The organism is Sphingobium sp. SA2 (assembly GCF_032227065.1).
In the GTDB taxonomy this organism is placed as follows: domain Bacteria; phylum Pseudomonadota; class Alphaproteobacteria; order Sphingomonadales; family Sphingomonadaceae; genus Sphingobium.
In genome coordinates this window covers 2,503,850-2,517,656 of the sequence record NZ_JAPMXX010000006.1, presented here as the reverse complement: position 1 = coordinate 2,517,656, position 13,807 = coordinate 2,503,850, and the positions used below count along the sequence as shown (strand labels likewise).

Here is a 13,807-nt window from a genome sequence, read left to right as displayed (position 1 = left end):
CGCCGCTCCGGCACGCTTGGAAAGCCGGGCTTTGAATACGTATGTCGCATCCTTGGCCGCACCGACAAAGGCCGACTAAGAAGGGGGCATAAGACCGTGGCGATCAGGCCAGTGCGGACCAGAGGAGGAAGAGGAATGCGAAAGCGCAATCCCATGCTGTTTGCCGCGCTGATGGCGCTGGCCACCCCCGCCCTGTCAGCACCCGCCGCGCCCCCCGCTCCCGCAGATTTTCGCGCCCGCCTGCCGGAGGATGAAATCATCTATTTCGTCCTGCCCGACCGCTTCGACAATGTCGATCCGCGCAATGACAAGGGCGACTTTGGCGGCGACCGGCTGACCCATGGCTATGACCCCACGGCCAAGGGCTTTTTCCATGGCGGCGACCTCAAAGGCGTCACCCGACGGCTAGACTATATTCAGGGGCTGGGCGCGACCGCCATCTGGGTCGGCCCCATCTTCCGCAACAAGCCGGTGCAGGGCGCCAAGGGCCAGGAAAGCGCGGGCTATCACGGCTATTGGATCACCGACTTCACCCATGTCGATCCGCATTTCGGCACCGACGCCGATTTCGCGGCCCTGGTGGAGGCCGCACACGGGCGGGGCATGAAAGTCTATATGGACATCATCGCCAACCACACCGCCGACGTCATCCAATATCGCGAATGCGCCGTTTCCGCCTGCACCTACCGCTCGCGCGCGGACTATCCCTATCAGCGGCGCGGCGGCGTCAATGGCCAGCCGATCAATCCCGGCTTCACCAGCGATGATGACCATCGCGCGGACAATTTCGCCCAGCTGACCGATCCGTCCTACGCCTATACGCCCTATATCCCCAAGGGCGAGGAACAGGCCAAGACGCCAGCCTGGCTGAACGACGTCACCCTCTATCACAACAGGGGCGAAACCACCTATCGCGGCGAAAGCGCGACGATGGGCGACTTTGTCGGGCTGGACGACCTCATGACCGAAAATCCGCGCGTCATCGCGGGGATGATCGAGATATTCGGCGCCTGGATCGACCGTTTCGGCGTCGATGGTTTCCGCGTCGATACCGCCCGCCATGTCGACCCGCATTTCTGGCAGGCCTTCGTGCCCGCCATGCAGGCCCGCGCAAAAGCCAAGGGCATCCCCAATTTCCACATCTTCGGCGAAGTGTCGGAAAGCGATATCCTGTCAGGCCCACTTGCCTGGCACACGCGCGAGGGCGGCTTTCCCTCGGTCCTCGACTTCGCCTTCCATCAGGTCGCGATCCAGACCGTCGCGGGCAAGGGCGCAACCGCCCTGTGGGAAAAGATGCTCCAGGGCGATGCCCTCTATGTCCAGGGTGAAGCCACCGCGCGGCAACTGCCGACCTTCATCAGCAATCATGACAATGGCCGCTTCGCCACCTTCGTCCGCCGCGCCTTTCCCGCCGCCAGCGAACAGGAAGTGCTGGACCGCGTCACGCTCGGCCACGCCATGATGCTGACGCTGCGCGGCGCACCGACGCTCTATTATGGCGATGAACAGGGATTGTCCGGTGACGGCGGCGATCAGGACGCGCGCGAGGATATGTTCGGCAGCAAGGTCGCCATCTACAACGACAACCGCCTCGTCGGCACGGACGCGACGACCGCAACGCCCCGCTTCGATCCCACGCACAGCCTCTATCGCACCATCGCCGCGCTCGCCCGCTTGCGCACCGCCCACCCTGCCCTGCGCCGGGGCAGCCAAGTGGTACGCGCCCGGTCGGAAGAACCCGGCCTGTTCGCCCTCTCCCGCTTCGATCCCGACACCGGCGCTGAATATCTGATCGCCTTCAACACATCGACCGCGCCGATCCAGACCCATGTCCAGGTCGATGTCCGCTCGGACGCTTTCGCCACGCTGGCGGGCGCGCCCTGCGCTGGCCGGGCTGCTGCCCCCGGCAGCCTGGCCGTCACCCTCCCCCCGCTCGGCTACAGCCTGTGCGCCGTTCGCGCGCCGTCTTCGCCATCTGCAAAGTCCCCTGAATGACCGACATGCCTGAACCATGGTGGCGCGGTGCCGCCATCTACCAAATCTATCCGCGCAGCTTCGCCGACTCCAATGGCGACGGTATTGGCGACCTCAACGGCATTACCGCCCGCCTGCCTTATGTCGCGTCACTGGGGGTCGATGCGATCTGGCTGTCGCCCTTCTTCAAAAGCCCGATGCGCGACTTCGGCTATGACGTGTCGGACTATCGCGATGTCGATCCGATTTTCGGCACGCTCGCCGATTTCGATGCGCTGGTCGCCCGTGCCCATGCGCTGGGCCTGCGCGTCATTGTCGATCAGGTCTGGGCGCATACGTCGGATCAGCATGGCTGGTTCGTCGAAAGCCGCGCCAGCCGCAACAATGCCAAGGCCGACTGGTATGTCTGGGCCGATGCCAAGCCGGACGGATCGCCGCCCAATAATTGGCAGTCCGTCTTCGGCGGCCCCGCCTGGACCTGGGACGCGCGGCGCGGCCAATATTATATGCACAGCTTCCTGCGCGAACAGCCGCAATTGCACCTGCACCACCCGGACGTGCAGGCAGCCGTGTTCGACATCATCCGCTTCTGGCTCGACCGGGGCGTCGATGGCTTTCGCATCGACGCGATCAACCATTCGATGCACGATCCAGAGCTGCGCGATAATCCGCCCGCCCCCGACGATGGCTGCCTGCGCACCCGCCCGTTCGATTTCCAGCTCAAAACCTATAATCAGAGCCACCCGAACATCCCGCTGTTCCTGGAGAAAGTGCGCAGCGTGTTCGACGCATATCCTGATCGCTTTACCGTCGCCGAAGTCGGCGGCGCGGACAGCGACCGGGAGATGAAGGCCTTTACCCAGGGCGACCAGCGCCTCAACACCGCCTATGGCTTCGACTTCCTCTATGCCCCTGCCCTGACGAGCGAATTGATGAAAAGCGCGCTGCAAAAATGGCCGGCGGAACAGGGGATCGGCTGGCCGAGCTGGGCCTTTGAAAATCACGATGCTCCCCGCGCCGTATCGCGCTGGGCCAAGGATCATGACCCGCAAGCCTATTGCCGGATGAAGATGCTGCTGCTCGCTTGCCTGCGCGGCAATATCTTCCTCTATTATGGCGAGGAATTGGGCCTGTCGCAGGTCAATATCGCGTTCGAGGATCTGCAAGACCCCGAAGCCATCGCCAATTGGCCACTCACCCTGTCCCGCGACGGCGCCCGCACGCCGATGCCGTGGATCGCCGATGCGCCCTATCTCGGTTTCTCCGACGCCAAACCCTGGCTACCGATCGGGGAAGCGCATCGCCCGCTCGCCGTCGACCGGCAGGAGGCGGACGCCGCCTCCCTGCTGCACTGGACTCGTCAGGTGCTGGCCTTGCGCAAAGCCTATCCTGCCCTGCGCGCCGGCACGGTGGATTTTCGGGAGATGCCCGGTGACCTGCTCGCCTTCGAACGCAGCCATGGCGGCGAACAGCTGCTCTGCATCTTCAACCTTGGCGATCAGCCGGTCAGTTGGACCCCGCACGATGCGGAACGCTGGCAGCCGATGCTGACATGCGGGGGCGCCATGGCGTGGCACTTCCCCGCCGCCTCTGCCCTCGTCGCCCACTATCAAGGACATATAGCATGACGCGACTGACTGCGCCCACCCTCCGCATTTTGGCCATCCCGCTTTTCGCCCTGTCGCTGGCCCCGATTGCCGCACGCGCCGATGTCGTCGCCAAGGCCGCCTCGCCCGATGGTCGCATCACCCTGACCGTCAGCCTCGATGGCGAGGGCCGCCCCAGCTACGCCGTGCAGCGCGACGGCCAGCCGCTGATCACCGACAGCCGCCTTGGCTTCATGCTCACCGACGCGCCCAAGATCGAGCGCAACCTGACGCTGGCCGACACGAAGCGCGACCGGCGCGACACGAGCTGGACGCAGCCCTGGGGCGAATGGTCGACCATCCGCGACAATCACAGCGAAATCCGTCTCGCCTTCCGCGAGAAAACCGACCTTCAGCGCGAAATGGATGTGACCTTCCGCCTGTTCGACGATGGCGTAGCCTTCCGCTATACCCTTCCCGACCAGCCCAATCTGCACCATGCCAATATCGCCGAGGAACTGACCCAGTTCGCCTTCGCTCAGCCCGGCACCGCCTGGTGGAAGCCCGCCTTTGAATGGAACCGCGAAGAATATCTCTACGACAAGACGCCGCTCGATGCGGTCGGCACGGCGCAGACCGTCATGACGGTAAAGCTCGCCAGCGGCACCCATGTCGCGCTGCATGAAGCGGCATTGGTCGACTATAGCGCAATGAACCTGGCGCGGGTGCAGGGCAACATGTTCCGCGCCGCCCTGACGCCGGGCGCTGGCACCGCCAAAGTCTCGCGTGATGCGGGTTTCTCGACGCCCTGGCGCACCATCGCGATCGCCGACGATGCGGCGGGCCTCTACATGAACCACATGATCCTGAACTTGAACGAGCCCAACAAGCTGGGCGACGTGTCGGGCTGGATCAAGCCGGGCAAGTTCGTGGGCGTGTGGTGGAACATGATCAAGGGCGAATGGAGCTGGGCGCGCGGTCCCAAACATGGCGCGACCACGGCCAATGTCCGCCGCTATATCGACTTTGCCGCCGCCAGCGGCATCCCCGCCGTGCTGGTCGAGGGATGGAATGTCGGCTGGGACGGCAACTGGTTCGGCAATGGCAATGCCATGAATTTCTCCCAACCGACCGAGGATTTCGACGCGGATGCGCTGGCGGCCTATGCCAGATCGAAGGGCGTCACGCTGATCGGCCATCATGAAACCGGCGGATCGGCCAGCCATTATGACGCGCAACTCGACAGCGCCTTCAAATGGGCGGCCGACCATGGCGAACAGGTGGTCAAGACCGGCTATGTCACCGATGCCGGGCAGATCGAGCGCGTCGATGCCGATGGCACCCGACATCGCGAATGGCATGAGGGCCAGTGGATGGTGAACCACTATCTGCGCGTGGTGCAGGCCGCCGCCAAATATAAGGTCAGCATCGACAGCCACGAACCGGTCAAGGACACCGGCCTGCGTCGCACCTACCCCAATTGGGTGTCGCGCGAAGGCGGACGGGGCATGGAATATAATGCCTGGGTCGGTGGCAAGAACCCGCCGGAACATGAAGCCAATCTGGCCTTCACCCAGATGCTCGGCGGCCCGATGGATTTCACGCCCGGCGTCCTCAGCCTCTCCGGGTCGGAAGGCAGCACGATCCAATCGACGATCGCCAAGCAACTCGCCCTCTATGTGGTCTTGTATTCGCCGGTCGTGATGGCCGCCGATACGCCGGAAAATTACGCGAAATATCCCGGCCCCTTCCAATTCATCAAGGATGTGCCGACCGACTGGTCCGACACCCGCGTCCTGAACGGCGAAGTCGGCGACTATGTCACGATCGCACGCAAGGAAAAGGGCGGCGATGACTGGTATCTGGGTGCGGTTGGCGACGAAGAAGCCCGCGCGAGCCAGGTGACGCTCGATTTTCTGGATGCCGGGCGCAGCTATGTCGCGGAAATCTACCGTGACGGACCAGGCGCGGATTATCGCACCGACGCGCGCCACGCGATCGTGATCGAGAAGAAGACGGTCAGGAAGGGCGACCGGCTGACGATCGCGCTGGCGCCCGGTGGCGGTCAGGCAATTCGTTTCGTGGCGGGCGGCAAACCACGCCGGCGCTGACATCCTATTTCCTGTCCTACAGGCCGCGCGCGCTCTATGCTGCCAACCGCGGCCTACATCGACGTCCGACTTTCCGATAGGATCAGAAACGGGCAATAAAATATCGAAATTGCCGGGAAATATGCGAAGTTAAGGGGCGGATGCGGGATGGACGGGCAAAATGACAGCACACAGGTAACCCGCCCCCGACAGGGTTTTGCGGGACTGTGGAATATCAGCTTCGGCTTCTTCGGCATCCAGATCGGCTTCGCCCTTCAGAACGCCAATATGAGCCGCATCTTCCAGTCGCTGGGCGAAAGCCTGGATGATCTGGCGTTGCTGTGGATCGCTGCGCCCCTGACCGGCCTGTTGGTTCAGCCGATCATCGGCCATTATAGCGACCGGACCTGGTGCCGGTTTGGTCGTCGCCGCCCCTATTTCTTTGTCGGCGCGCTGTTCGCGGCGGCGGCGCTGATCGGGATGCCCAATGCCCCCGGTCTGCTGGCGGCGGCGATGATGCTCTGGATACTCGACGCTTCGTTGAACATCTCGATGGAGCCGTTCCGTGCCTTTGTCGGCGACATGCTGGACAAGGATCAGCATATGGCCGGCTATGCCCTGCAAACCGCCTTCATCGGCGCGGGCGCCGTGATCGGGTCGGCCACCCCCTGGATGCTTGACCAGATGGGTGTCGCCAATGTCGCCGTCGGGCTGGGCGTGCCCGACACGGTACGGATCAGCTTCTATATCGGCGGGGCGGCGCTGTTCCTGGCGGTGCTATGGACCGTGCTGACGACACGCGAATATGCGCCTGACCAGATGGCACGCTTCGCGCGGGCCGATGACGACGCCTCAGGCCTCGCACCGGCAACCCGCGCCATGCCTGCCGGTGGAGCAGGCTGGATCGCGACAGGCGTCGCCATATTGGCGATCGTGTGGACCTGGTCGCTGGAAAAGGAACTCTATCTGCTCGGCGCGTTGCTGGCCGCTTATGGCGTCGCGCGCCTCGTCGCCCGCTGGCTCCATGGCCAGGGTCGCAACGACAATCTGCTCAGCCATGTCGTCGGCGATTTCGCGGCCATGCCGCCGCTGATGAAGAAACTGGCGCTCGTCCAATTCTTCACCTGGTCCGCGCTGTTCATCATGTGGATCTATACCACGCCGGTCGTCGCCCAATATATGTTCGGATCGGCCGATCCCGCCAGCTCCGCCTATAATGCCGGGGCCAACTGGGTCGGCATATTGTTCGCCACCTATAATGGCGTCGCCGCTCTCGCCGCCCCCTTCCTGCTCCAGCCGCTCGCCCGCCGCATCGGTCAGGCGAACACCCATGCCATCGCGCTGATGCTGGGCGCACTGGGCTTCTTGTCCTTCCTGTTCCTGCGCGACGCGCAACTGCTGCTGCTCTCGGAAGTCGCGATCGGCATCGCCTGGGCATCGACCCTCGCCATGCCCTATGCCATGCTCGCGTCCAGCGTGCCGCAGGCGAAGCTTGGCATCTACATGGGTCTGTTCAACGCCTTCGTCGTCATCCCGCAACTTCTGGTCGCCACCGTCATGGGCACCATCATGCGCCACGCCTTTCCGACCGAACCCATCTGGACCATGGCATTCGCCGCCGGTGTGATGCTGTTGGCGTCGGTGGCAACGCTACGCTGCCGCTAGACGGAGAGATTCCATGATGATGCTTGCCGCTAACGTCCGAAAACGCTGATGCGCCTCGCACGCGGTCCAAGCCAAAATAAAAGCCAACCCCTTGTCTTTACAAGAAATTGTCAGCGCATCCTATCTGTTTGAAGATTTGGTGGGCCCGGCAGGAATCGAACCCGCAACCTAGCCGTTATGAGCGGCCAGCTCTAACCGTTGAGCTACAGGCCCCACCTGAACGCGGGATTAGGCAGCATCAGGCGGCTTGGCAAGCCTCTGCGCGCATCGGAATAGCAGCCAGCAATTGATTCAGGCTCGCCGGGCGAACCCCGCGATGCGCCAGATGGTTCAACACGGCGTCCCACCACCGGTAAAAGGCAGTCCGATCCGCCTCGTCGCGCACATAGGGGGTGTGCCCCGGCTCCAGCGTGGGCGAGTGAAAGCTGAAATTGAGCAATGGCACGCCTTCTTCCATCAAGGCGTCGATGGCCATGATCGCCTCCTGCGCGGACACCCCTTCCGGCGTCAGCGGCACGCGGCTCAGCAATCGCGCCCGCGCCATCGCGCCCGCCAATGGCCCCATCGTCTGGGCCGCACGATACAGCCGTTCCCCTGCCCCGCGCAGCAGCCCGACAAAGGCGGTGGAAAGCGGCAATTCCACCAATGTCCGGTTCGGCCCCGCCCAATAGGGGGTCAAAGGCATCCCACGAAAGTCCGGGCCATGCTGCCCGCTATAATCGAACCGGCTGCGTACCGAACTGTCGAGCCGAAACCCCGCCGCTTCCAACAGGCGCGCACTGTTCGGGCCGACGCCATAGCGCCCGGCCCGATAAACGATCGGTCGCTGTCCGAATCGCTGTTCGATTCGGCGGCAGAGCGCTTCCAGCTTGGCCAGTTCCACTGCTTCGGGGAGCGAGCCCGCATAGCTGTTGGCGGCCGTCACCTCCTCGACATGCGGCGGATTGACCCAGGGATGAAGATGCGCGCCGATGTCGGCCGCACCGTCGCTCGCCCATTGGCCCATCATCGCCGCCGCCGCATCGCAATCGACCACTGGATAGTCGGTGACATAGACGGGCTTCACCCCAGCGTCCGCAAAATAGCCTTGGCCCCGCGCCATGCCGGCCAATGCCGTGACGCCATGGCCCGTCCGGCTGAACGGCGCGTTCCAGTCGAATTCCTCTTCGGTATCGACAAACAGCATGAAGCGCGTGCCAAAATCCGGCGCCAGTGCAATCCGGTCCTGGGGTTGCGGTGAATCCAGCAGGTTACCGTCGAAGGGATGAGCGTTCATGCCCTTCGCTTTACCAGCCAATGGTTGCCATAGGGTTTCCCCCTGCCCTGATTGTTCAGCCGAGGTCGGCCGCATCGTCGGCCATCGTCGCGGCCGGAATCGCCAGCAGCAGCCGACCCGGTTCGATGTCCAGGCTGCCGTTGCAACTTGCGGCCAGACTGCGGATCAACCGCAGGGAAAAGCCCAGGCCCAGCAGCGGGCCGTCGGCCCAATCGCCATCGGCCCCATAGCCGGGATCGAGCAACTGCCCTTCATCCAGCCCGGTCAGGCTCGACGGGCGATCGATCGCCAGCACCACGCGCCCGGGGCCGCCATCCGGCTGAAACCAGCAGGCACCTGTCACCGTTTCCCCCGCGGGCGCGACGGAAATCAGCGTGCGTAACAGATGCTGCACCATGCGTTCACCCTGCACCGGGTCTATCCGCACGTGCGGCAAGGCGGGGGCAATAGCGATGTCGATGGCCGACCCACCCGCTATCGCCTGATCATCGAACCGGGCCGCGATCTGGGTCACCAGCTGATCGGGGTCCATCAGTTCAGGCGCGCTCGAACCATCGCCACGCGACACGCGGGCGGCAAGGTCCAAATCGTCGAATGCGGCCAGCAAATGCCGCGCATCGACGGCGATCTTGCCCGCCATATCGCGATATTCGACCCCGGCCGCGCCGAATAATTCCTGCTCGATAATCTCGGCAAAGCCCAGGATCGCGTTCAGGGGCGTGCGCAATTCGTGGACCAACTGCCGCAGGGAATCGGAGGACAGACCGCTGATGGCGGCCTGTTCGGGCTGGGCCGCGACTTCATGCAGATACGGCCGCCGCGCCTGTCCGCGATAGCCCTGAAAACGGCCGGAACGCGGATCGAAAAAGGGGGTAGCGGACAAACGCCATTCGCCGTCCATCCGTCCACCAACGATGGTGAAGCGGCCATTTTGAAAACCGCTACGCCGGGCGAAGGCCCCCGCGACATGACCGTCCGGCCCACTTCCGCCATCCAGCGCCACATCGCCCAGCGACAGCCCGATCAGCGCGGCGCGTGGACCTTGGTCGACCCATAGCAGAATGCCCGATGCGTCGGTTTCAAACGCGAATTGGCGCGGCGCTTCGATGGCATGGGCGTCTTCGGGTGCGGAGGCGACGCCGATGGGTCGGCGCGTGCTGGTGAAATGGGCGATCCGATCGACCAGATTGCGGATCTGGTCCTGATCCTGCGCGGGTGGACGCAGCGGCGTGACGACCGCCGATGGCTGCGGCGCAACCGGTTCCGCCGCCATCTCTTGTGTCAGCAGCATATCGGCCTCGCCGACCATATCCTGCCGTTCGGTGGTCAGCACCAGATCAACCGAGCCGAAGGCTTCCAGCGCCTTGCGCGCCAGCGGGCCGACATCCCGGCGTCCGCGCAAGACCCCACGCGCGGTCGGTGTCAGCCGGGGTAGCAGTTCCGCCCAGGTCGCATCGGGCAATTGCGCCCGCGCCATCGCCGCTGCCGCAATCGCGGGACGGTCCTTGGCAAAGAATACGACCAGGCTGGCGGACCGGAGCCGTCGCCCAAGTTCCACGACCGTCGCGATCCGCTGCGTTTCGGATATGGCAGGGCGCAGCCCTTCCAGGCGGTCGAGCAACATGTCCCGATCCGATGCCGCCATGGGCACACGGTCGGCACGATCATGCTGCGCCATCAGGTCGACACATTGGCGCCAGGATGTCACCGCACCCAGTCCCGCACGGTCATCCGCCGCCAGCACTGTTTGCATGAGATCGTTAAAACGCACCGAAAATCCTCATCAGCCGCGCCGCGCGGTCCATTCGACCTATCGTTAGGCGTTCATGGCCGCAAGGGAAAGGACGGGGGCGTGGCGTGATCAAAAAGGATCGTCGCATAGTGGGACAATTGCATTGCTCTGAAACATTATTATGATGGGTGCATCGAACAAGACAGGAAATAAGCACAATAATGGCCGGGCCGAATATCGACGACATCGACTTGCAGATCCTTGGAGAGCTGCAGGAGGATGGCAGGATGACCAATGTGGAACTGGCGCGCAAAGTGGGCTTGACTGCCCCGCCATGCCTGCGCCGCGTCCGCGCGCTGGAGGAAGCCGGGGCCATCACCTCCTATCATGCGGTGGTCGATCCCGGCATGCTGGGCTACACCATCACCGTGTTCGCCATGGTCAGCCTCAAGAGCCAGGCCGAGGCCGACCTGATGGCGTTTCAGGACCATATCGCCTTGCTGCCCGAAGTCCGCGAATGCCATATGCTGAATGGCGAGATCGACTTCATCCTGAAGGTCGTTGCCAAGGATTTGCAGAGCTTCCAGCAATTTCTGACATCGAAACTGACGCCCGCGCCCAATGTCGTGAGCGTCAAGACGTCGTTGACCATTCGCACGTCGAAGAATCTGCCGGGGGTGCCGCTGCCGGTCTGACCCGGCAGCGCGCGATCACGCCGCTTTGCGGCTCTGCTGCTCCACCCATACCAGCCAGAATCCGGCGACACTCGCCCAATCCCCGGTCGCCTGTCCAAGCGCGGCCTCCGCGCCCGGCAGATCGCCCGAACGGGCAAGCGCAACGCCCAGCCGCGCGTTGATGCGCCCGGCATCGACGCCGCCTTTGGTGAGCGCGATCCGATAATGTTCGACCGCCTGGGGATATTGGCCCAGCGCGAAATAGCTGTCGGCGAGTGAGGCTGCATCCTTGCCGCTAGACGCGCTGGCGGCTTTCTTGGCCAGCACGGGCAGGCCAGCGATTTCCTTGGTCGCCTTGGGCGTGACGCTGGTCAGCAACTTGCTGGTGGTTGCCTGTGTCGGCGTCAGCTTGCCGCCCTTGCGCCCCGCCTCGATGATTGCCTTGGCTTCGGCATAATAGCCCGCCTTTTCGGCCAATTGCGCATAGGACTGATAATCCCGCTCGCTCGCCATAGCGCCATTTGCGGCTTGCAGACGATAGAGGTCCAACTGCAATTGCGGCTCGACGTCACCGGCCGCCAGATAATTGGTCAGCGCCGAGCGCCATTCTTCCTTGTCGCCCGCCTGCCCCAGACGATCGCGATAGAGTTGGCCCACTTCGGCCCAATCGCGCGCTTGATAGGCCATCGACAAGGCGCGGTCCGTCCAGGCGATCGGAACGGGCTGCCCCGACGCGCGCTGCTGGGCGATAGCCTCCTGCACGAAACGACGCGCATCCTTGGGCTTGTTCCGGCGCAGCGCTATGTCGGCGCGCAACATGGTGGCATCGACCCCGGCATAGCCGAGCGTATTGGCGTAATCGAGTTGGGCGGTGGCATCGTCATAATTGCCGACCTGATAGGACAGATAGGCGGCGACAAAGCGCAAACGCGGGGCAGCCGTTGCAGGCAAGGCGCTGGTCTTGAACAGATCGGTCAACGCGATGCGTTGCGCCTGAACATCCGCCCGCATCACTGCCAACTGATAGCGCAAGCTGGCCGTCGCATAGGACTCGAAATCATTGGTCGGGACCAGCGCACCGATGCGCGCGCTGGCGGTGCTCACATCGCGCGCCTTGACGGCGGCATCAGCCGATTGCAACGCGGCGCGAAACGTGTCGGACATGGTGATGGGCGGCCCTGCCACAACCAGCTTCTTTTTCGCCATGGCAGGTGCTGCGGCCAACAGGGTAGCCGTCAGGGCCACCGACAGGCCGGAGGTCAAAATAGTCAATCGCCGCATGGCCTTACAGGCCTCCCCACATGCACTGCCGGGATGATCCCCGGCCTCAATCCCGTCTATGCATCAAGCCGGATCGGCGCGCCACCCCAAGAGATGGCGCGCCCGTCGGTCAGGCGCCCTTGCTGCCCAGATAGGCCAGCCACAGACCGGCGATCTGCTTGCGCGCGCCACCCTGCACGGCTTCGAAAGCGGCCTTGGCGGCGGCATTGTCACCCGCCTTCATCTTGGCGATGCCCATGCGGGTGTTGACTTCGTCGGCATCGACGCCGCCCTTTTCCTTGGCGAGTTCGAACATCGATGCCGCCTTGGCATAGTCGCCATAGCCAAGATACGCGTCGGCCGTGGCCGCCGCGATCTTGCCATTGGCGGCCTTGCGAGCATCGGCTTCCGCCGCGCCCAGCGTGCTCTTGTCACCCGCGATGCGGCCGGTCGCGGTCTGATACAGGTCAGCGCCCTGCGTGGCGTTCAAGACATTCTTGGAACGGCCAAGGTCGATCGAGGACTTGACCTCGCCATAGATGCCCGTCTTCGATGCCATTTCGGCAAATTCCAGATAGTCACCAGCGACAACCAAACCATCCGACGCGGCCAAGAGGCGCAATACGTCCAGATTTTCGCGGTTGGTAATGTTCGGGTTGGCGCGCTGGAACAGGCGTACCAGCGTCCGCAAATTGGTGCCGCTGGGTTCAGCCTGATAGGCCATCTTCGCCCATTCGGTAACATCCGGCAGCTTGGCGGCTTCGGCACGGCTGACACCGATCTGATACCATTGTGCTGGCACCTGCTGTCCCGATGCCTTCATCGCCTCTGCGGCCGCCTTGAGCGCGTTCAGACCCTGCACATTGAAGCCACGGGCCGGTTCTGCCGAGGCGTTGGTCGTGCCTGCCTTACCGAAATAAGCCTGCGCCAGGGTCGGGTTGACGCTTTCCGACTTCGCGCCAGCTGCCAGCGCCGCCTGAGCGCGCTGGATGGCGAGGTCGTAATTCTTGGCATCAAGTGCCTGGTTCGCCGCGATCGAGTTGAACTGCCCGGCCTGTTCCGGTGGCGTCAAACCACTGTCCAGCATCTGCGTCAGCGCTTCGCTCTGCATCGCCGCATCCTTGGACGCGATCGACGTGTTCAGCTTGATAGCACCGATCTGATATTTGTCATCGTTCGACACGGCCTTGCTGTCGGCTTCCGCCAGCGCAGCCTTGGCACCAGCAAAATCCTGCGCCTCGGCGGCCTTCTGCGCGGTCTGCAGCGACTTGATGACGTCAGGCGTGACGTTCAGCTTGGGACCAGTTGCCTTTTCCTCTTTCTTGTCCTTCTTGGCAGCGAAAGCAGGGGCCGAAACGGCACCACCGGTTACGGCCAGAGCCAGTACGAGCGCGAACGGGGTAACAAAACGCATAATCCTCATCTCCTATGCACGCCTGGCCGATGGCTAGAGGCGCGTTTTGGGGTTGAACGCCGATTAGGGGTCGGCGCGTGAATGGGCATTGAACAAGCCTATATCGGCTGATTTTGCAACTGTCATGCCCGCAGCT

General features: G+C 63.5%; 9 protein-coding genes and 1 tRNA gene. 5 read left to right on the top strand and 5 right to left on the bottom strand.

The features are described 5' to 3' along the window. The first annotated feature begins 135 nt into the window (after positions 1–135). The 4 genes from OVY48_RS19880 to OVY48_RS19865 all read left to right on the top strand — a co-directional run bounded on the left by OVY48_RS19880 (position 136) and on the right by OVY48_RS19865 (position 7,315). Positions 136–1,995 (top strand): alpha-amylase family glycosyl hydrolase, encoded by a 1,860-nt coding sequence (locus OVY48_RS19880; protein ID WP_313924168.1) that lies wholly within the window; start codon positions 136–138, stop codon positions 1,993–1,995. Next, the gene (locus OVY48_RS19875; protein WP_313924167.1) at positions 1,992–3,602 is read left to right on the top strand and encodes an alpha-amylase family glycosyl hydrolase; all 1,611 of its coding nucleotides are present in this window, start codon (positions 1,992–1,994) and stop codon (positions 3,600–3,602) included. The genes OVY48_RS19880 and OVY48_RS19875 overlap by 4 nt, the downstream gene beginning before the upstream one ends. Next, positions 3,599–5,671, top strand: coding sequence for a glycoside hydrolase family 97 protein (locus OVY48_RS19870; protein WP_313924166.1), 2,073 nt, complete (start codon positions 3,599–3,601; stop codon positions 5,669–5,671). Before OVY48_RS19875 ends, OVY48_RS19870 begins: the two co-directional genes overlap by 4 nt. A gap of 147 nt (positions 5,672–5,818) precedes the next feature. Then, a complete protein-coding gene (locus OVY48_RS19865; protein ID WP_313924165.1) occupies positions 5,819–7,315 on the top strand; it encodes an MFS transporter in 1,497 nt (498 codons plus the stop codon). Positions 7,316–7,452: 137 nt separating this feature from the next. Here the strand turns inward: OVY48_RS19865 and OVY48_RS19860 are convergent. The 3 genes from OVY48_RS19860 to OVY48_RS19850 all read right to left on the bottom strand — a co-directional run bounded on the left by OVY48_RS19860 (position 7,453) and on the right by OVY48_RS19850 (position 10,362). Further along, positions 7,453–7,528 (bottom strand) — tRNA-Ile (locus OVY48_RS19860). A gap of 25 nt (positions 7,529–7,553) precedes the next feature. After that, the gene (locus tag OVY48_RS19855; RefSeq protein WP_313924163.1) at positions 7,554–8,591 is read right to left on the bottom strand and encodes a polysaccharide deacetylase family protein; all 1,038 of its coding nucleotides are present in this window, start codon (positions 8,589–8,591) and stop codon (positions 7,554–7,556) included. 55 nt (positions 8,592–8,646) lie between these two features. Then, positions 8,647–10,362: a HAMP domain-containing sensor histidine kinase gene (locus tag OVY48_RS19850; protein ID WP_313924162.1), complete on the bottom strand. Its 1,716-nt coding sequence runs from the start codon at positions 10,360–10,362 to the stop codon at positions 8,647–8,649. Between the two features lie 182 nt (positions 10,363–10,544). Here OVY48_RS19850 and OVY48_RS19845 point away from each other — a divergent pair, with 182 nt between their 5' ends. Next, positions 10,545–11,018 (top strand): Lrp/AsnC family transcriptional regulator, encoded by a 474-nt coding sequence (locus OVY48_RS19845; RefSeq protein WP_037473801.1) that lies wholly within the window; start codon positions 10,545–10,547, stop codon positions 11,016–11,018. Between the two features lie 15 nt (positions 11,019–11,033). On the opposite strand, the gene OVY48_RS19840 is transcribed toward OVY48_RS19845, so the two are convergent. Both OVY48_RS19840 and OVY48_RS19835 read right to left on the bottom strand, forming a co-directional pair. Further along, on the bottom strand, positions 11,034–12,278 hold the full coding sequence (locus tag OVY48_RS19840; RefSeq protein ID WP_313924161.1) for a tetratricopeptide repeat protein: 1,245 nt from the start codon (positions 12,276–12,278) through the stop codon (positions 11,034–11,036). Positions 12,279–12,387: 109 nt separating this feature from the next. Beyond that, positions 12,388–13,671: a hypothetical protein gene (locus OVY48_RS19835; RefSeq protein ID WP_313924159.1), complete on the bottom strand. Its 1,284-nt coding sequence runs from the start codon at positions 13,669–13,671 to the stop codon at positions 12,388–12,390. Between the last annotated feature and the right edge of the window lie 136 nt (positions 13,672–13,807).

Bases quoted from the DNA above. Each gene is read 5' to 3' on its own strand.
- OVY48_RS19880 (WP_313924168.1), top strand. From the start codon at position 136: ATGCGAAAGCGCAATCCCATGCTGTTTGCCGCGCTGATGGCGCTGGCC.
- OVY48_RS19875 (WP_313924167.1), top strand. From the start codon at position 1,992: ATGACCGACATGCCTGAACCATGGTGGCGCGGTGCCGCCATCTACCAA.
- OVY48_RS19870 (WP_313924166.1), top strand. From the start codon at position 3,599: ATGACGCGACTGACTGCGCCCACCCTCCGCATTTTGGCCATCCCGCTT.
- OVY48_RS19865 (WP_313924165.1), top strand. From the start codon at position 5,819: ATGGACGGGCAAAATGACAGCACACAGGTAACCCGCCCCCGACAGGGT.
- OVY48_RS19855 (WP_313924163.1), bottom strand. From the start codon at position 8,591: ATGAACGCTCATCCCTTCGACGGTAACCTGCTGGATTCACCGCAACCC.
- OVY48_RS19845 (WP_037473801.1), top strand. From the start codon at position 10,545: ATGGCCGGGCCGAATATCGACGACATCGACTTGCAGATCCTTGGAGAG.
- OVY48_RS19840 (WP_313924161.1), bottom strand. From the start codon at position 12,278: ATGCGGCGATTGACTATTTTGACCTCCGGCCTGTCGGTGGCCCTGACG.
- OVY48_RS19835 (WP_313924159.1), bottom strand. From the start codon at position 13,671: ATGCGTTTTGTTACCCCGTTCGCGCTCGTACTGGCTCTGGCCGTAACC.